The organism is Pseudoalteromonas sp. SG41-2 (genome assembly GCF_014164535.1).
Classification (GTDB): Bacteria; Pseudomonadota; Gammaproteobacteria; order Enterobacterales; family Alteromonadaceae; genus Pseudoalteromonas; species Pseudoalteromonas rhizosphaerae.
Genome location: NZ_JACJFK010000033.1, coordinates 29790 through 48826 on the forward strand (window position 1 = coordinate 29790; position 19037 = coordinate 48826).

Below are 19037 nucleotides of genomic sequence, written 5' to 3' on the forward strand. Positions count from 1 at the left end.
ATAATATGAACACTGAAATTTTAAGAGTTAATAACCTAAGCAAGTCTTTTTCTAATGGCGAACAAGTCAGTCAAATTTTAAAAGGGATTAGCTTTACCGTGTACGACGGCGAGTTTATTTCTATTTCTGGGCCTTCTGGTTGCGGCAAGTCAACACTCCTTAACATTATGGGGCTGCTCGACACCCCTCAAAGTGGTGAATATTACATTGACGGTTTACTCGTCTCTGATATGGACTCAAACCAACGTGCGAAAGTACGCGGTAATCGCATTGGCTTTGTGTTTCAATCGTTTAACTTAATTGATGAAATGACCGTACTTGAAAACGTTGCGCTACCGCTAAAATATCGGGGAGACTCGCTATCTTCACGTAACGCAAGAGCGTTAGATTGCCTAGAAAAAGTAGGTTTGGCTGATAAAGCTGATTTACATCCGAATCAAATTTCTGGTGGTCAACAACAACGCGTATCGATTGCACGCGCACTAGCTGGCGATTCTGGCATCATGCTGGTCGATGAGCCCACAGGTAACTTAGACTCAAAAAACGGCGATGCAATCATGGCGTTAATAAAAGATCTTAATCAGCAAGGCACCACCATTGTATTGGTTACCCATGATCCCCGTTATGCCGATATGGCTACGCGCAATATCCAGTTAAGAGACGGTACTGTAGTTGCCCAAAACGATGAACTCGTGCCAAGCACACCTGCAAATGTAGAACAGGTTGCTCAGTCATGTTAAAAACTGCCTACAATACTTTTAAACGTGCCAAACAATACTATTTCACCACCGTTTTTACACTGGCACTTACACTGTCGATGGTGCTTAGTTCATTTAGCTTGGTTGATCTAGTGTTTTTCGCCCCACTACCTTATCAGCAGAGCGATAACTTATATTTGCTTGAAGGCACAATTAATTCTAAAGGTTATTCAGGGCCCGCTAGTAACTCAAAAATAATGAGCTACATACAGAGTGAAAATACCGTTTTTACTGATGTTGCTGCTTACCATCGGTGGACTGACTACAAGCTACTAGATAAACCAACAAGACCTGCTGTGGACGTAATACTTGCCACACATAATTTATTTGATCTACTCGGCGTACAACCCAAACTTGGTCGGTTATTTAACAAAACAGAAGCACTCGGTACTCAGCAAATGTCGGTCGTATTAGGCTACCGCGCTTGGCAAACCCACTATAGTGGTGACCCGAATATTGTTGGTAAAAAAATACAGCTCAATCAACGTCGCTTTACCGTTGTTGGTGTCGCCCCCGATGATCTTATATTACCCACTTATAGCAATATAAATGATGCAATATGGCTTCCTATTGATGCAGACGAAGCTTTTAACCCTAAAACATCTAACGGTTTCATGGGCGCGTATAAGAGTGTTGTTAGATTTAAGCCCACAGCCTCAGAGCAAGAGATCACGGAACAATTAGCTGACTTATCACTTAAAGGTGCACAGTTACATGCCGCTGATATTTTAAAAGATTTTACTGTCAATGCGCGTGTTACTGCATTTAATGATGCACTTAGGGGCGACAGCGGGAAGATTGTATTAATGCTATTATTGGGTGTGTGCTTATTGATGCTCATTGCACTTATCAACCTTTCTAGTATGCAGCTCGCTAAAGCCATTACGCGCATCAAACCCCTTGCAATCAGCTTTGCATTTGGGGCAAGCAAAAAACAACTAATTATTGAAACGTTAAAACACAATATTTTACTTATTAGTATTGCAGTGTTACTTGCTTTAACACTTACTCAAATCGGCTTTATCGTTATTCAAAACCTAGCAGCTGACGCCATTCAACGTTTAGACACGCTTTCTCTTAGCTTTAATACTTTGTTATTTTCAGCTTTTCTGATTATTAGTATTGCCTCACTTTATTCATTTATAGAACTTAGTGTAGTGAAAGAGCAAAACTTAATGAGCAGCCTACAAAGCAGCGGTAAAGGAACGGGTAAGCAAATGAGTTCAGCCACCAGCCATTTACTTGTTGGTCTGCAAATTTTGTTTTCGTTTTTAGTATTAACCACTGCTAGCCACGTAGTTTTAGTAACTCTTTCGGAAGCACTCAGAGATAACGGACTGGATACACAAGGTAAATATTCATTAACAATAAACTATAGTAATGTCGATAAATCCGGCGAACGTATTAATTTACACAAAGCAATTAACCAGAGGTTGCTGGCGCTTAATAATGTGAGCAGCTTAGCTGTGTCATCCGAAATGAGGCTGCCAAAAACGGTTAATGTCAATCAAATATATAACGAAGCTGGACAGTATATTGCCCAAGCACGTAATAGCTTAGTAACTGCCAATTACTTTACTGAACTTAACTTAACGATAACGGGTAATGGCTTTGCCAAAGGGGATGAACAACTCGAAAACCCACCGATCATTATCAATCAACGCCTTGCAGATTTACTTAATAAAAACAGTAATGAAGTACTAAACAGTAAAGTGAGTTTTGATAATAAAAGATATTACTCAATCATAGGTATTGTCAGCAACACCTATGTACCGGGCAGCCCTGAAAGTGAAGACTTTGAAGTTTTTACACCTAAAGATTACCCTGGTTGGCAACAATTTACATATTTGATTACTGTTGCAGATGAAAATAATGCAATTGCCCATATTCAACAAGCAGTATTAGAAGTAGACCAACGATTAGACATTAATAACATAGCCTCTTTAACAAGTATGTTTGATGAAAAAAGGCAACGTCACTTAAATGCAGCATGGCTGGCTATTGTTTTGGCATCAACATCGCTGCTTATGGTGTGTATTGGCATAAACGGTATTGTTAGCTATTTAGTTAAAGTGCGCAGATATAGCTTAGGCGTAAAACTTTCTATGGGGGCTGACAATTATAGGTTACTAAAAGAAAGCTTATTAGAACTCATGCAACCCATAATAATGAGCTTAGTGTTAGCCTTTTCGTTGGCATTTTTAATTATAGGCTATTGTATGTCATTACCTGGGGTTGACCTGCCTATAGACTGGTGGTTAACAACGATCATTTGGCTGGGTTTATTAGCGATATCAGTACTTGCCAGCTTTTTTCCGATCAACCAAACGTTACGACAAGATCCAATAAAGGCATTACGAAATGAGTAAAAAATGATACTCAGTCGCCGAGTATTTATAAACATCACCCGACTTTAATTTATTTTGCTTAAAGTCGGGTTTCATTGGATCACAACTGGTAATCCCGTTTGGTTAGCAGTCAATTTTGTTTTATTATCAATACATACTACTCATTAACTCCCTAAAACGATGACTCATCTAACTAGATTCAATAGCCTAGAAAAGCCACTGATTGAGCAACGCAAAGTCGCCCATGAGACTTGTCGCTTGTTTGCAAAAAGTCCCAGCAAAGGAAATTTAAAACGTATTAAGAGTTTGTTTACAGTGTGTGGTGAAGGAGTGATCATTGAGGCTGGCTTCCACTGTGACTATGGCTCGCAAATGCAAATTGGTGATCGTACTTTTATAAACATTAATTGTACGGTGTTAGATGCCCCCATTAGTGAGGGGGCAATTACGATTGGCAGTGATTGTTTAATTGGCCCGAACGTTCAACTATTGGCCGTATCTCATGCAGTCAATCCAGCCGAGCGACTCAATAAAGAGAACTTTGCAGCACCGATTACTATTGGCAATAACGTTTGGATTGGCGCGGGGGTTATTATTTTTGCAGCTATTACCATTGGCGATAATGCTGTTATTGGCGCAGGGTCGATAGTAACAAAAAATGTGGCAGCGAATACAGTTGTTGCAGGAAACCCCGCTGTTAAGATTAAAGATATTTAAGAGGCCTAAACAAGAAAAAGGTCTATCGGTGTTCTGATAGACCTTAAGTAGGGTTCTTTACTCGTTATTACTCATATCTTAGTGTTAACGATGGCCGTGTGCTGGCGGCTTTAAAGGCGAGGCTTGCAACCGTGAGCCAAGTAATTGCAGCAACACTTAGAGCTGCAACCAGATAAACCCACAGCGCTTGATCAACACGCTCATTAAAGTTGGCTAACCAATCGCCCACCAGCCAATAAGTTAGAGGAAAAGCGATTGCGATACTTGCGGCAACTAAAATCAAAAACTCTTTTGCTATTAAGTTCATAATGCTGATGCGTGATGCGCCAAGGACTTTGCGTACCGCGACTTCTTTTTGGCGACGTAGTACCGAGAATGATGCTAAGCCAAAGGTGCCCACGCACGCTAAAAATACGGCTAAACCAGAAAATAAAGTGACAAACTCGGTCGCTCGTTCATCATTACGATAAAGCGCACGGTAGTTTTCGCTCAGCATATCTATTTGTGGGTCGTGAATTGCGAGGTTCTCTTCTAAAATACTTGCAAGCTGCGCTTTAATAGGCTGTATTTTAGCAGCGTCCATGTCTACGATAACGCGGCCGTCCCAACTATTTGTGTAGCCACAAATTAAGATGGTAGAGGGCTGCGCGTCTTTAACACTGCCTACTTTAATATTTTTAACCACACCGACAACTGTTAAGATTAAATCTTTGCCATTGCCCGGACTTGTGCGCCATGTACTGCCAATTGCATCACTTGGTGTTGCATAACCGGCTTGTTTTACTAGCGACTCAGTCAATATGGCTGAAGCCGTTGCTTTAGTATCACTGACTTCACTAAACCAATCAGCAGCCATTTTTTCACTGAAATCTCGCCCAGCGACCAATGTTAGGCCCAATGTTTGGGCTATGTCGTTACCTGCGCCAATAATGGGTAAACTTTGTTTGGTAAATTGACCATTATCGGCCGTAAATGTAAGAGACGATTTATATGAGCCTGTTACATCAACATCCATAACGCTGACTTTGTTTACGCCATCAATCCCGTTAATACGATTTAGTAATGCTGTATTATTGTTGTGTAATATATCTTCAGCTGATATATCACTGATAACCAATTTACTTTCTTTGGTATAGCCCACTGGTAGAGACTGTAAATAAGCAAGCTGTTGTTGCAGCAATAAAGCGCCAATAATTAAACCGACAGATAATGCCGATTGTACAACTAATAAACCTTTTCTAACCGCAATGGCTGTGCGACCACGTTGCATGTCACCACTGAGCACTCTTTTTGCACTAAATGCTGACATAAACATGGCAGGATAGATCCCCGCAAGCAAACCAACTGATATTACAACAACAGCAATAGCGACGCCCAATAAAGAGTTATAATTAAGCGATAACTGCCTATCGACTAATTGATTAAAAGCAGGTGTTAGCAATTCAACCAACATACAGGCAATTAATGCTGCAATAATGGTAATAAGTAATGACTCGGTTAAAAACTGGCTTATAATTTGTAATTTACTCGCGCCAAGTGCTTTACGTACACCCACTTCCTTGGCACGTTTTGCCGATTGAGCAATACTCATATTAATAAAATTAAACGCAGCTAAAAGTACCAATAAAATACTCAAACCAATACAAATCCGCAGCGTTGAAAGCGAGCCATTCTTTTTCATTTCATAGTTAGAGTTGGAAGTTAAATGAATAGACGTTAGCGGATGTAATGTCATTTTTGCTAAATTTGGGTTTTCGTAAGCAATTTTCATGTAGCGTTGCTCAATAGTCTCTGCCAACTTTTCAACATCAGTACCTGGTTTTACTCGAATATAAGAGGCACTATTCATGTTTTGATATTGAGTATTGGCTGGTAACTCTTTAATTAACCCTTGAAAAAAGAAGTGCGTATTTTCAGGTAAATCAGCAAATACCGCCCCAACCTGCCAACGTTTACTCCCTTGTATTAAGGTTTCACCAATAATGTCCGTGCGGCCAAAAATACGTATAGCGTACTGCTCACTCAATGCGAGCATATTTGGTGTAGTAAGCACTTTGGCTAAGTCGCCTGCAACTAAGTCAATATTCACAAAATCAGCTATATTGGTGCTTGCCGACGCAATACTTTCTAACTTATAACCCACATCATCACGCACAAATTCAGCACCAGGCGGACTAGGCTCTAGTGATAGTATGTCTTCTATTTCAGCCATGTCTTTAAAGGTATTCATAAGATCTTTGTTGGTCATCGGCCCGCCAACCCCTAAAGATGTAAAATACTGATTAACACGATAAACACGCTCCGCATTGGGTTGCTGCTTATCATAAGACGCTTCGTAAAAGGCAAACATAGCCACTAAAATAGCCGCCGCTAAACCAATACTTAAACCAAGTACATTGAGCAAAAAATGTTGTTTTTGCTGCTTAAATGAGCGCATTGCGGTCATGATATAATTTTTAAACATTATCAAATTCCTTCTTACCCCAAGGGGTTAGAACAAAAACAGTTGGCAAGCCACAAAATCACTTACCATATCACTGAGGTACACATAAGACAGATCATGTTTGAGTGCAAAAGCACTTAATGTAATAAATAAGATTGCTGCACTAGATCTTATCAATTGCACAGCAACATGCTGCAATAAGTAACGATAGTAAACGAGCATTACGCAACAACAGCATCCGCAACACTTGATGATTGTTGCTGTAAATTCGCTTTATCAACCATCACTTGGCCATCAAGTAAGCGCACTAAGCGATCAGCGTAATTACCTTCTTTCTCTGAGTGGGTAACCATAATAACCGTGGTACCTTCTTTATTTAATTCACGCAACATCGCCATGACTTCATCACCATTTTTAGAGTCGAGGTTACCTGTTGGCTCATCGGCTAATATAAGCTTTGGATTGATGACTAATGCACGCGCAACGGCTACCCGCTGCTGCTGACCACCTGACAGTTGCTGTGGTAAATGCTCGCCTCGGTGATCAATACCTACGCGTTTTAAAATGGCTTCAACGCGATCTTTGCGCTCGCTTTTGCTTATTTTTTGATACTGTAATGGCAGCTCTACGTTCTCAAATACGGTAAGCTCATCAATTAAGTTAAAACTTTGAAATACAAAGCCAATTGATGCTTTACGAAGCTCTGACAATTGCTTTTCGCTATAGCCTGCAATGTCGGTTCCAGCAAAATCAAAGCTACCTGCACTTGGTGAATCCAACATACCTAAAATAGACAGCAAAGTTGATTTACCACAGCCAGAAGGCCCCATTATCGCTAAAAAATCACCTTCGGTTACGGTTAAGTTAATATTACTTAGCGCTGTAGTTTCAACATCTTGAGTACGAAATACGCGGCTTAAATTAGTTAGTTTGATCATTGTTATTTTCCTTAAAATTGTAGTTGCTGTGCTTTATCAAAGTTACTGTAGCTTGAGGTAATCACTTGATCCCCAGCATTGAGCCCTTCAAGCACTTCAAAATAGTTTTGATTCTTTTTGCCTAAGCGAATATCACGACGCACTGCTTTATCACCGCCTTGCTCAATAACATAAACCCAGTTACCGCCCGAGTTGGTGAAAAAGGCGCCACGTTTAAGCAGTAAGGCATTGTTTTTGTCGTCCCCTAGCATTAACTCAATATCAATGCTTTGCCCGCGCTTAATGCTTTTGGTGTTATTTGGTAAATCCACTTCAATTTGAAATTGCGACTGCTGTACGCGGCTATCAATTTTGCTCACCTTGGCGTTCACTGTGCCGCTTTCAAGTTCAATCATCACGGTCATATCACGCTGTACTTGGTTTAAATAAAACTCATCAAGGCGTATCACTAATTTATATTCATTTGGAATATCAATTTGGCCTAATCGCGCGCCACTGTTTTTAGATTCACCAATTTCCACATCAAGCTCGCTTAGGTAGCCTGAAACAGGTGCTTTGATTAATAAATTGTCGAGATTTCGACGCGCAAACTGCAGGTTTTTTTCAAGCATTTTAGCGCTGTCTGATAACTGTGCGACTTGCACCTCACGGATTGAGTTTTCTTGCTTTTGGCGCTCAATAGAGAGCTCTTTACGAGCTCGGTAATAATCTAAATCTTCTTCTAGCTCTGCAAGTTGATCCTGCGCTAATACGCCACTTTTAACTAAAGGTTTAGTTTGCTTTAAACGACGGGTAAGGTTTGTGATCTTTAGTTCGACTTCCAATAAGTCACGGCGTAGGTTTAACCGGCTGGTTTCCATGGTCATTTGCGTATTACGTAAAAAATTAAGCTGTTCAGTTACTTGTGCTTCGCGGCTCATTACATCAAGTTGCAAGTTAGTATTGCTTAAGCGCACCAAGGGTTGGCCTTTCTCAACATATTCGCCTTGCTCAACTAAACGCTCCTCAACTTGCCCACCGGCGATGGTATCAAGGTAAATACTGGTTTTTGGTACCACTTGACCGCGTAAGCTTAAGGCATCTTTAAATGCACCTTGTTTCACCGTGCTAACGGTTAAGCTACTGCGCTCAATATTCTGGCTACGACCTGTATTACCTGTTTGTGTAAACCCATACGCAGCGGCAGCAACACCCAATGCCAATGCTGCAAAGGTGAATTTCTTTAAATACTTTTGAGTAAATGAGCGTTCTATTTTCTTATCCATGTTGGCCACCTTGATACAGGTTTAATAAACTAATTACCGATAGTTATTACAAACGCTGTGCCAACTTTATTTAATATTAAAATTCAATACCTTATAATTAAATGAAATTATTATTATGTTTGTAGTGTCCGTTAATAGAACACTTTTTTATTTTATAAACGTCCATTTATGGACACTGTTCCTTTTTTGTTTTAGGCTAAATAAAACTCTATAAAAATAAAAATCATGAAACACACAGGCTCAATTTTAATTGTTGATGACAACCCCGATATTCTCATCGCCGCACGGCTGTTGCTAAAACAGCATTACCAAAGCGTTAAAACCACTGACAACCCATTTGATATTGCAGACATCATTAACGAGCAACGCAAAGTTGATCAGCCAATCGATGTGATCTTACTCGATATGAACTTTACCCAAGACTCCATCAGCGGCAAAGAAGGCTTTTATTGGCTGAAAAAAATCATCGAGCAAGATGCAAATATTGTTGTATTACTAATGACTGCCTACGGCGATATTCAACTTGCAGTAGATGCAATTAAAGCGGGGGCCTCTGATTTTATTGCCAAGCCTTGGCAAAACGAGCAATTACTTGGCGCTGTGGCGGCGGCTTTTTCACATGCCAAAGACAAACAGCAAGTAGGTCAACTAACTCTTCAGAAGGACGGCCTTAATCAAGTACTCAATAATCAGCCATTTGAGTTTTTAGGTCAAAGCGCCGCTATGCAGCAGGTATTCACCACCATTGAAAAAGCCGCACAAACTGATGCCAATATACTGATCACCGGCGAAAGCGGCACAGGTAAAGAACTCACCGCGCATGCCATTCATCAAGCAAGTATGCGCCATAATCAAACCTTTATGAGTTTAGACATGGGTGCTGTGGCACAAAACCTATTTGAAAGTGAGCTATTCGGCCATAAAAAAGGCGCATTTACCGATGCCAAAAGCGATCGAATTGGTAAATTTGAACTTGCCCAAGACGGTAGCTTATTTTTAGATGAGCTGGGTAATTTACCACTTGAACACCAAGCTAAATTACTGGCTGCACTACAAAATAGGCAAATAACACCAGTTGGCGGCAGTAAAGCGATTGATATTGATATTCGTCTTATTTGTGCCACTAACGATAACCTTGAGCAAGCAGTTATTGACGGGCGCTTTCGCCAAGATTTGCTATACCGGATAAACACCGTTGAAATTCGGCTACCGGCACTGAGAGAGCGCAGTGATGACATTCCATTATTAGCTAATTACTATCTAAAACACTTTGCGCAAAAATATAAACGCGACTTAACCATTAGCGATGATGATATGAATGCACTTTGCCAATACGCGTGGCCAGGTAATGTACGTGAATTGGCTCATGCTATAGAACGTGCTGTTATTTTAACTGAAGGAGATACACTAGATATAAGCTCAGTGGTTGGTAATACAACCGCACTTAGCACTGGCAATAGTGGTCAGGCGCTAAAAAGTGAGACTGAATACGATACCTTTGATTTAGATATTCTCGAGCAACGCACAGTTCGCGCAGCACTGAAGCACCATCAAGGTAATGTTAGTCATGCAGCCAAAGCGCTTGGTTTAACTCGCGGCGCGATGTATCGTCGCCTTGAAAAGTATAGGCTATAATCATGCGTGCTAATTTATTGCTTTCGTTTAATATTATCGCACTTATAAGTGCAAGTGCATTGCTTAGTTATGCATTACAAAAGCATGGTTTTTCAGCGACGACATTATTAATAATTTTAGTCGCCGTGGCGTTAATAGCGCATATTTTTACGCTATTTAAGCGCCAACAAAAACAAGCTGAAATGGTGATCCGCGCTTTAGCCAATGGCGACAGCACCTTAGGTCTTGGCCAACAACATCCAATGCTTAAGCAATTTGAGCAAGTAAAAACGCAAATGCAAACAGCACGCTTTAATGCCGAACAACAAGCGCAGTTTTTGCAAGCACTGCTTATTCATGTTGATTTAGCGGTTATGGTATGTGACGACAACGGCAAAGTGATTGAATCAAACCCAGCAGTCAGCAAACTACTGGGTAAAAGCTTCCAGCATCTACGAGAATTAGGCGCTGTTGGTGAACTAATTTTGAACGCCAAGAACAATATGCGCAGCACCACCTATTGGCAAAATGGCGAGCAGCACGACACGCTTTCTATCCAACTCAGTATCGCCGAAATACAAGGCAAAGTGCGTCGCGTAGTAAGCCTACAATCAATTCATGACCAACTACAACTCAAAGAACAACAAGCGTATAAACGCCTAACTAAAGTACTTACGCACGAAATTGCCAACTCTATTACCCCGCTTTCATCGTTAGCTGATACGTGCAGCAATTTACTGCCACAAGAACTGTGTTTTATTGATATTGAAGATAAACAAGACTTACAGCTTGCACTAAGCACCTTAGCATCAAGAACGGCACATTTAGGCGACTTTATTGCTCGTTTTCGCCAAGTTAGCAGCTTACCTAAACCTAATTTAGCGCCTGAAAATTTAGCCGATATGCTAGCGCGTATTGTCACCTTGCATCAACAACAGTCGCGTGAGCTGCAAATCAATATAGAACTTACAATTAAAAGCCAGCAATTAGTGATGCTAGACAGTAGTCAAATAGAGCAAGTATTAGTAAATCTTATAAAGAACGCATTTGAAGTGCTAAGCAGCAACAAAAAATATAACGCGCAAAGCCCCGCTCAGCCAAACATCAAGCTCAGCTTGGCACAAAACGCCAGCCAACAACTCTATGTTGAAGTGAGCGATAATGGCCCAGGCATCAGCGAACATGTGGTGGATATGATCTTCGTACCATTTTTTACCACTAAACAACAAGGATCAGGTATTGGCTTGAGCCTATCAAGGCAAATTATGCTCAACCACGGCGGTGATTTAATTTATGTACCAAAACCACAAGGCGCATGCTTTAGATGTGTGTTTGGTTAAATTAACTTAAAGATCAGTGGGCTTACCAATATAAGCCCGTAGCAAAAGCCCGCTTTAACTTGCCATGCTTTATATTTACCTGTGACTTTAATCCCTATAAATGGGCTTAATAGATCGATACGACGCGCACCAATAAACACCAACCAACAAATAATGAAAGTGAGGCTGAGTATAAATAATGGCTCCACCAAACCACCTAATTGCAGTTCAGACAAATAAAAGGCTAAGCCAATAATCACACTTTGATGTAATAAATAAAAAGGGAATACTGCACAGTTTAGTAAAGCCAGTTTAGGGTGATCGTGATTCAAAAAACGTTGTGCAAGTGCCAACATAAATAATACACCGACTAATCGTTGCGCGGTATACAGCATATCCATGCTGGTAATTTGCCATTGGCTGGCGGCAGGATTTTGCCAAATCATGTGATAACCCAGCACGACAACTAAATAACCTAAAATGAATACCACTAATAACGCCTGCCAGTGACGTAGCAGTTGGCTGTAAAATGCAGGCTGCCAAGCAAGCAAGTAACCGTAAAGTAAAAACAACGCGCCCATGGGGTATCGGAATGTATCACTCGGCCAGCTTAGCTTTAAAATACACAGCGGCAATAGCAATACAATAAAAATAGTAAATAACGAGCGCCCACATAAACGCGTGATTATTGTATGCACAGTAGCGTGATGAAGCAGCGGCATCGCTAGCACTAGCAATAAAGTAAATTGCCATAACGAACGCAAGTACCAAAGATGGTTTACATCGACATGAGGCCAAATCCCTGCTTGATAGTGATTAAATAAAGGGTTAGTTAAATTAAAGAACTGCTGGTAGAACTGCCAAAAGCTCATAGCTAAACCAACCTCTTGGCTCATTTGCGCATAAAGCTGAATAGGCACTATAAACCAAATGCCAAACAATAAAGGCAGTAATATTTTTACACTGCGCGTAGTTAAAAACATGCCTAAACTAAAGCGCGCAATAATAAAGCGCAGCGCTACTCCTGAAATAAACCAGATTAGTCCCATGCGCCACGGTGACAGTAACAACATGACATTTTCAACACTGCTAGACAAATACTGGCTTTTAAAATGAAATCCCCAGTTTTGGCTGTATAACATGCCGGTGTGATAAAAAATTAATAAACCAAACGCAATCACCCGTAGCCAATCTAAATCATAGCGGCGCGGTGGTAATTCAACGGCTTGATTAAACACATTTAGCCATGGCTGTAATAGCGTACGTGTTGTGTTTTTAATTACTATTTTAAGTTTCATGGTAGATTTAGCTTACGACTAATTAATAACAAATATGAACAACTATCTGCGTTAAGCAATCAGAAAAGGCTGATAAAACAGTCAGTAGGGATAAACGGTGGATATCAGGGATGATAAGTTTGGTGATCTATCACTATCTTGCTAGTCTAATGATGGTCTTTTAAAGAGTAACAATAATAATGATCTCCTTAACGCATTTTCAGCGCTACCAGAGATGGTATGCGGCATTATTTTTATCTAGTTATATTTTTATAAACAACACCATTAATGCCAGCTCAAACATTATGGAAGCCCAGCGCGATGGCGTACTCCCATTTATGATCTGGGAGCCGTTTGTATGGGAATATTCCAGCGCTATTGGCACCTTGTTGTTGTTTCCCGCTTTAGTTTGGCTATTAAAAACCCAGCCTTTTAATTGGCAAAAAATCCCCCGCTCATTACTGCTATATCTGCTGGCAAGCATTGCTTTTTCGTTATTGCATATTGGCATTATGGTCACCATTCGCAAGCTCATTTACACCGTACAAGGCATGTATTATGACTTTGGTTTGGTCTGGTTTGAATTACTTTATGAATACCGCAAAGACTTGTGGGGGTTCTTATTTTTAATTGCTGTTATTAAAACCTATCAATATGTAGTGAGCCAATTAAGTGGTGAAGCAGCACCGATCAGACAAGGCGAAGATACGCCTGAAAATTTAAATTTCGATAGACTACTGGTAAAAAAACTGGGAAAAGAATTTATTGTCCGCGTAGCACAAATAGACTGGCTTGAATCTAGCGGTAATTATGTAAATCTACATATTGATGCAAGAATTTACCCGTTACGTGCAACTATGAGCCAACTTATAACTCAGTTAGAACCGCAAGGGTTTTGCCGTATTCATCGCTCCCATGGCGTTCGGTTAGATGCGATTGAATCAATCACGCCACTACCGAGCGGAGACAGTGAAGTAAAACTTACAACCGGCAAAGTACTTAACTTATCGCGTCGCTATAAAGAGCAATTTAAGGGACAGTTAAATTCAACTACAAGTCATTCTTAACTCACGCTATGTTAAGCTAGCCTGATTTAGGTTAACCGCATTTATATTTTCGGAGTAGTTTAGTACGTGTCTTTAAATCGATTTATCCGCATTCTGCCATTGATTGTTATTTTATCCGGTTGTGAAACCACACCCGAACAACCATCTTCACAACCTGATATTAAGGCTAACCCAAATATTGTTGTTAAAGAACAAAACGAAAATATTGAGCAAATAGCTCCCTTAAGTCCTCAGGAACTCGATGATGTGTGGCAACGCATCCGAGCGCAGCTTACATTTTCCAATTCTAGCCACCCAGATGTGCAACAACGCATTGCATGGTATTTATCTCACCCAAACTATATGGATGAAATTAGTCGCCGTGCTGAGCCTTACCTTTATTATATAGTCACAGAGGTTGAAAAGCGGAACTTACCCATAGAATTAGCGTTAATGCCGCTAATTGAAAGTGACTTTGATGCCAGTGCCTATTCGCACAAGCATGCATCTGGACTTTGGCAATTAACGCCTGCCATTGCTAAGTACTTTAAGGTAAAAATTAGTCCTTGGTTCGATGGCCGCCAAGATGTGATCGACAGTACCCGCGCTGCTCTGGATTTTATGGAGTACTTATACAAACGCTTTGATGGTGATTGGTATCACGCTATAGCAGCCTATAACTTAGGTGAAGGCCGTGTACTTAGAGCGATCAGCAACAATAAAAAGCAAGGTAAACCAACTGACTTTTTCAGTTTAAAACTCCCTCAGCAAACCAGTCAGTATGTACCTAAACTACTTGCTGCGGCACAATTATTAAAAAGCCAAAAAATGGCGTTCCCTGCAATAGCAAATAAAGATGCAATTGCCAAAATAGCCATTTCTGGCTCAGTTATTTTAGATAATAAAGCCCAATGGCAACAGTTAGAGCCCTTAAACTACGGGGTCATTCGCTTTCCGGCGATTATTGATGCACCGCATCTCGTCGTTCCTGCTAGTGAGCAAAAGCAATTTGAGACTATGATTGCTGATCAAGATTCTAACGACTACAGCCAATGGCAACATTATACAGTTAAGCGTGGCGATAGTTTGAGCGTGATCGCTAAGCGCTACAAAGTAACTGTAAGCCAACTAAAAGCATTTAATAATTTGAAAAATAGTACCATACGTATTGGTCAAAAATTAGTGCTACCGCAGTTAGCCGATACGCAAATAGAGCATAAGGTTAAATCTGGCGAAAGCTTGTGGAAAATAGCCAACCATTACAAAGTCAGCATCACTAAGCTAAAACAATGGAACAGCCTTTCAAGCGATCGCTTAAAAATAGGCGATAAGCTAACCGTATTTTTATCAGCAAGTTAATAACATGAACGCTGGATAATAAGCCTATCTTCAGCGGCTATATGCAATGCTAACTGTGTTAGGCCTGAATAATTAAAGGGCTGCAATCATGCAGCCCTTTGTAAACAGTGATTAATCATCAGCTTGTGATTTAGTGTGGTACCAATTTACTGTGCGGGTCAGCATCATAATCAAACTTAGCACTACAAACACCAGTAAACTACCCATCAACAATGCGTAATCTTCTGCGCTTAATAGTCCGTAAAGTAAGCTGTATAAAAACAGAATAGCAATCAGAAACAACCCACCATGCTTAGTATTTTTCAACATTCCGGCCACATAAATACTTAGTAATAATGAAGAAGCTAATGCTGATAATAAGTAAGCAAGGTTAAATCCTAGGTGTTCACCAAGTGATATTAACAATAAGTAAAAAACGGCCAATGCTAAACCGACAAAGCCATATTGCACCGGATGAACAGGTTCGCTGCGAAGCACTTCGAGTAAAAAGAAGCTGGCAAATACCAATATCAGCACTAAAATTGCGTAGTTACTGGCACGATAGCTTTTTAAATAATGATCAACACCATCAACAAGATTAACTCCCATGCTACGTTGCTTAAATTGCTCGCACTGATTTTGAAAAACGCAATGCTGAAACAGCTCTTTTAAGTTGGTAGCAAAGTAATTTGTTTGCCAGTTGGCAGTAAAGCCTTGCTCTGAAATACTTGAGTCGATAGGTAAGTAATCGCCAACGAAACTTGGATGTGGCCAATCGGCTTGCATGCTAAGACTGGTTTCTTTGCCGATAGGAGCAATAGCTAGTTTACGCATTCCTTGTAGATTTAAATCAATTTGATAATCCAACATCTGTTGCTCTAGTAAAGCACTAAAATCGAGTTCAATATTAACGCCTTCGGGCAATTGCGCCAGTTTAGTGCCAGGCTGCAACGCATATTCTTGGTTATTTATGCGCATAGTACTACCCTGACCAATACCGCGAATATCTTTAATCGCCATCACCATATGCACCTGTTTTATCTTTTTACCGGCTAATTCATTTAAAGCCTTGGTATTAAATTGGCCTGCAAAGTGATTCGCGGAGCGATATAGCAACGCCTTATAAATACCTCGATATTTCTCAAAAGAGGATAATTCACTGTTTATTGTTAATGTTTCAGGTAGCAACAACTGCGTTTTTAACTGTTCAGTGGTGTTGCCTTCCACGGTGTGAGTTTCTATAAATTGCACTTGAATAAACGGCCCAATGACTTGTTGCTCGCCGCTGCTGCTTTTAGCAATATCAGCTTGCACTTGTTGCTGAAGTTCTGCACGTTCATCAATTAGGTTTTGGATCATAAAGATAGGCACTAATAACAGTACAATTAGGCCTATGATGATCACCAACTTCGTTTCAATTTTTTGTTTCATTATTATCTTTACTCCCTATTTAATATAGGAACTAGAGTAATCGACAAAAGTGGATTTTAAATGGTGCTTATATGGAGTCTTTATGGAGTTGGTAAAAACAGCTTAACGGATACGCCCTGCGGGGTATTATGGATGTCTAATTTTCCTTTATGCAACTTAACCACTTGTTCTACAAAGTTAAGCCCAAGGCCGGTACTTTTTTGTCCATTACTTCTGGCAAGCGAATAAAAACGTTCGGTTACTCTCTTTAACGCATAATCAGGTATCTTCGGGCCAGTATTTTCGACATTAATACAAAGCTCTCCTGCGGTTTGTGTGACCGTAATATTGATTTTCCCCTGCTCACATACAAAATCCAACGCGTTTTCAAACAAATTATACAAGCCTTGCTGTATTAAAAATTGATCCCCTACAAAGGCAACTTTGTTATCGCATACAACACTTAACTCTACTTGTTTGGTCATTAGCCTGCTGATACAAGAGGCTTTTATCTGCGCTAATAAAGCAGGTAAATCAATTAATTGCCGCTGTTCAAGTTCTGGGAGTTGCTCAAGCTTTGTTAGAGCTAACAACTTATCAATCAATTGCTGCATGCGCGTAGCTTCGGTTTCAATATTCTGAGCAAACAACTGTTGTTTATCTACCGTGGTAGGGGTTTGTAATATTTCACTGGCTCCTTTGATCGCTGACAATGGGCTTTTTAACTCATGCGTTAGAGTTTGCACATAATTTTCTACGTAACGCTTACCATCAAGCTGACGACGCATATTTTCAAGGGCATCACTGAGTAAGCTATATTCATAAAAAACTCTAAAGGTGGGTTTACTGGTTTTTTCACCGCGCCCCATTTTATCAGCATAGTCTGCAAGCTTATATAACGCAGTATTTATACGCCACGCGATTAACGCACCAATGATAAGTGCGAGTACACTCATTAACGCTAACCAAGTTAATACCCGATACCTAGAAATATCAATAAATGGCTGTACAGAACGGTTCGCTTTAGCAACTGTGACACTGCCAATTATCTCATCGTTATACATGATTGGTGCAGCAAAATGCATTACTGTTGATAGCGGATCATTAGGGTCTAATGCAGTTGAACGTGCCCCGTACTCACCACGTAAGGTGAGGTAAACGTCATTCCATTTAGAGAAATCATTACCAACATCCTGCTGCCATGAATCCAGCACTACAATCCCTTGTTGATCGGTTATATAAACTCGATGATTAACTGATTTTTTTTCAACACCCCAAATAGCAGCACCGGGATCACGCAAACCATAAAAGTTGATTTGCTTAGCAAAAGCGCTCTGTGCAATATCGCCGTTCGCCATTGGGTTGCTTGCTATTACAGCCAGCATGTTTGCCATATCGACCAGTGTTTCTTCACTCGCTTGGCGTACCGTTGGCTTGATCTCTCTCATAACTGTTGAGCTAACCAAGTAAGCGGTTAAAATCACTAATACAAAGTAGAGTAAAAACAGCCTCAGTCCAAGCGGGATCTTAGGCCATCTTTTAAGACGAGCAAATACCGTATTTGTTGGCTTAGGTAGATTCATAGTAATAACCAAAACCACGTTTAGTATGAATACATTCCGGAGCCGATACTGCGCGTAATTTATTGCGAATAGCCTTGATGTGACTATCTACATTACGAGCATAGATAGCATCTTGGTGATTTTGCGCCGACAACAATAATTGCTCACGGGAGAATACTTGGCGAGGATGGCTAATTAACTTATCCAGCAATTTAAATTCCAATGCTGTGAGAGCCAATGCTTGGTTTTGGAAATGATAATCAAAATTTTCGGCATAAAGGCCTGAGGCTTGTTCTGAAGAGATGGATACTTTACTCGCAGCTTCGCTATGTCTAATTCTAAGTTTAACCCTTGCAAGCACTTCTCGCGGGCTAAATGGCTTAGTAACATAATCATCGGCGCCTATTTCTAATCCCACAACACGATCAATTTCATCATTTCGGGCGGTAAGAAAAATAATTGGAACCGCTGAGAACTTTCTTATCTGTTTGCACAACTCAAAACCATTGGCATCAGGCAAACCAACATCCAAAATCACCAAGGCAGGCATATTGTTTTTAATATATTCAAGCCCCTCACCCGCTGTAGCAAACCACTGCACAGCAAAGCCATCTATTTCTAGAGTATGGATCAGTGTATCAGCGATCGCTTTCTCATCTTCAATGATCACAACCTGCGCAGTTGTCATGCAATTAATTCCTTTACTACAGCAAATTAGCAATGTTTATAGTTACAGTAACTATAAAGGCAGTCAATAGTTAGGTTTACGAGTTTATATTTTCTTATGGGGAGCGCGAGTTTTTTAAGATTAAAAAGTGGCAGTACACGCATGTCAAAGGTTAACGCTGACGGCTCGAAGCCAATAGCTTTCCTGCAGACGTAAAAAAGCCGCTTCATTTCTGAAGCGGCTTTCTCAATTTGGAGCCTGGCAATGTCCTACTTTCACATAGCAAATGCTACACTATCATCGGCGCTGTTTCGTTTCACTACTGAGTTCGGCAT

Annotated in this window: 14 protein-coding genes; 7 read left to right on the plus strand and 7 right to left on the minus strand. The window is 40.4% G+C overall.

Going from position 1 to position 19037, the window contains the following annotated elements; all coding sequences use genetic code 11:
• Positions 1-5 precede the first annotated feature (5 nt).
• From H5186_RS20085 to H5186_RS20095, 3 genes are all read left to right on the plus strand, one after another.
• A complete protein-coding gene (locus H5186_RS20085; RefSeq protein ID WP_182794867.1) occupies positions 6-740 on the plus strand; it encodes an ABC transporter ATP-binding protein in 735 nt (244 codons plus the stop codon).
• Entirely contained in the window at positions 734-3127 is a 2394-nt protein-coding gene (locus tag H5186_RS20090) for an ABC transporter permease (protein ID WP_182794868.1), read from the plus strand. The genes H5186_RS20085 and H5186_RS20090 overlap by 7 nt, the downstream gene beginning before the upstream one ends.
• A gap of 159 nt (positions 3128-3286) precedes the next feature.
• Positions 3287-3823: a sugar O-acetyltransferase gene (locus tag H5186_RS20095; RefSeq protein WP_182794869.1), complete on the plus strand. Its 537-nt coding sequence runs from the start codon at positions 3287-3289 to the stop codon at positions 3821-3823.
• A gap of 67 nt (positions 3824-3890) precedes the next feature.
• On the opposite strand, the gene H5186_RS20100 is transcribed toward H5186_RS20095, so the two are convergent.
• From H5186_RS20100 to H5186_RS20110, 3 genes are all read right to left on the minus strand, one after another.
• The gene (locus H5186_RS20100) at positions 3891-6287 is read right to left on the minus strand and encodes an ABC transporter permease (protein ID WP_182794870.1); all 2397 of its coding nucleotides are present in this window, start codon (positions 6285-6287) and stop codon (positions 3891-3893) included.
• 200 nt (positions 6288-6487) lie between these two features.
• Positions 6488-7204: an ABC transporter ATP-binding protein gene (locus H5186_RS20105; RefSeq protein WP_182794871.1), complete on the minus strand. Its 717-nt coding sequence runs from the start codon at positions 7202-7204 to the stop codon at positions 6488-6490.
• An 11-nt stretch (positions 7205-7215) separates the two neighbouring features.
• Entirely contained in the window at positions 7216-8469 is a 1254-nt protein-coding gene (locus H5186_RS20110) for an efflux RND transporter periplasmic adaptor subunit (RefSeq protein WP_182740168.1), read from the minus strand.
• 225 nt (positions 8470-8694) lie between these two features.
• Here H5186_RS20110 and H5186_RS20115 point away from each other — a divergent pair, with 225 nt between their 5' ends.
• Both H5186_RS20115 and H5186_RS20120 read left to right on the plus strand, forming a co-directional pair.
• Positions 8695-10104 carry a sigma-54 dependent transcriptional regulator gene (locus H5186_RS20115; protein WP_182740169.1) on the plus strand — a complete coding sequence of 470 codons (1410 nt, stop codon included), beginning with the start codon at positions 8695-8697 and terminating at the stop codon, positions 10102-10104.
• Positions 10105-10106: 2 nt separating this feature from the next.
• The gene (locus H5186_RS20120) at positions 10107-11423 is read left to right on the plus strand and encodes a PAS domain-containing sensor histidine kinase (RefSeq protein WP_182784891.1); all 1317 of its coding nucleotides are present in this window, start codon (positions 10107-10109) and stop codon (positions 11421-11423) included.
• Here H5186_RS20120 and H5186_RS20125 read toward each other — a convergent pair.
• Entirely contained in the window at positions 11420-12700 is a 1281-nt protein-coding gene (locus H5186_RS20125; protein WP_182784890.1) for an acyltransferase, read from the minus strand. The two genes, H5186_RS20120 and H5186_RS20125, sit on opposite strands and share 4 nt — an antisense overlap.
• A 182-nt stretch (positions 12701-12882) precedes the next feature.
• Between H5186_RS20125 and H5186_RS20130 the strand changes: the two genes are divergently transcribed.
• Together H5186_RS20130 and H5186_RS20135 are read left to right on the plus strand one after the other, a co-directional pair.
• Positions 12883-13746: a LytTR family DNA-binding domain-containing protein gene (locus H5186_RS20130; RefSeq protein WP_182784926.1), complete on the plus strand. Its 864-nt coding sequence runs from the start codon at positions 12883-12885 to the stop codon at positions 13744-13746.
• Between the two features lie 66 nt (positions 13747-13812).
• The gene (locus H5186_RS20135; protein WP_182794872.1) at positions 13813-15084 is read left to right on the plus strand and encodes a LysM peptidoglycan-binding domain-containing protein; all 1272 of its coding nucleotides are present in this window, start codon (positions 13813-13815) and stop codon (positions 15082-15084) included.
• A 111-nt stretch (positions 15085-15195) separates the two neighbouring features.
• On the opposite strand, the gene creD is transcribed toward H5186_RS20135, so the two are convergent.
• The 3 genes from creD to creB form a co-directional block, all read right to left on the minus strand.
• Positions 15196-16494 (minus strand): cell envelope integrity protein CreD, encoded by a 1299-nt coding sequence (creD, locus tag H5186_RS20140; RefSeq protein ID WP_182794873.1) that lies wholly within the window; start codon positions 16492-16494, stop codon positions 15196-15198.
• Between the two features lie 80 nt (positions 16495-16574).
• On the minus strand, positions 16575-18056 hold the full coding sequence (gene creC / locus H5186_RS20145; RefSeq protein ID WP_182794874.1) for a two-component system sensor histidine kinase CreC: 1482 nt from the start codon (positions 18054-18056) through the stop codon (positions 16575-16577).
• The gene (creB, locus tag H5186_RS20150) at positions 18043-18723 is read right to left on the minus strand and encodes a two-component system response regulator CreB (RefSeq protein WP_182794875.1); all 681 of its coding nucleotides are present in this window, start codon (positions 18721-18723) and stop codon (positions 18043-18045) included. Before creB ends, creC begins: the two co-directional genes overlap by 14 nt.
• Positions 18724-19037: the final 314 nt, after the last annotated feature.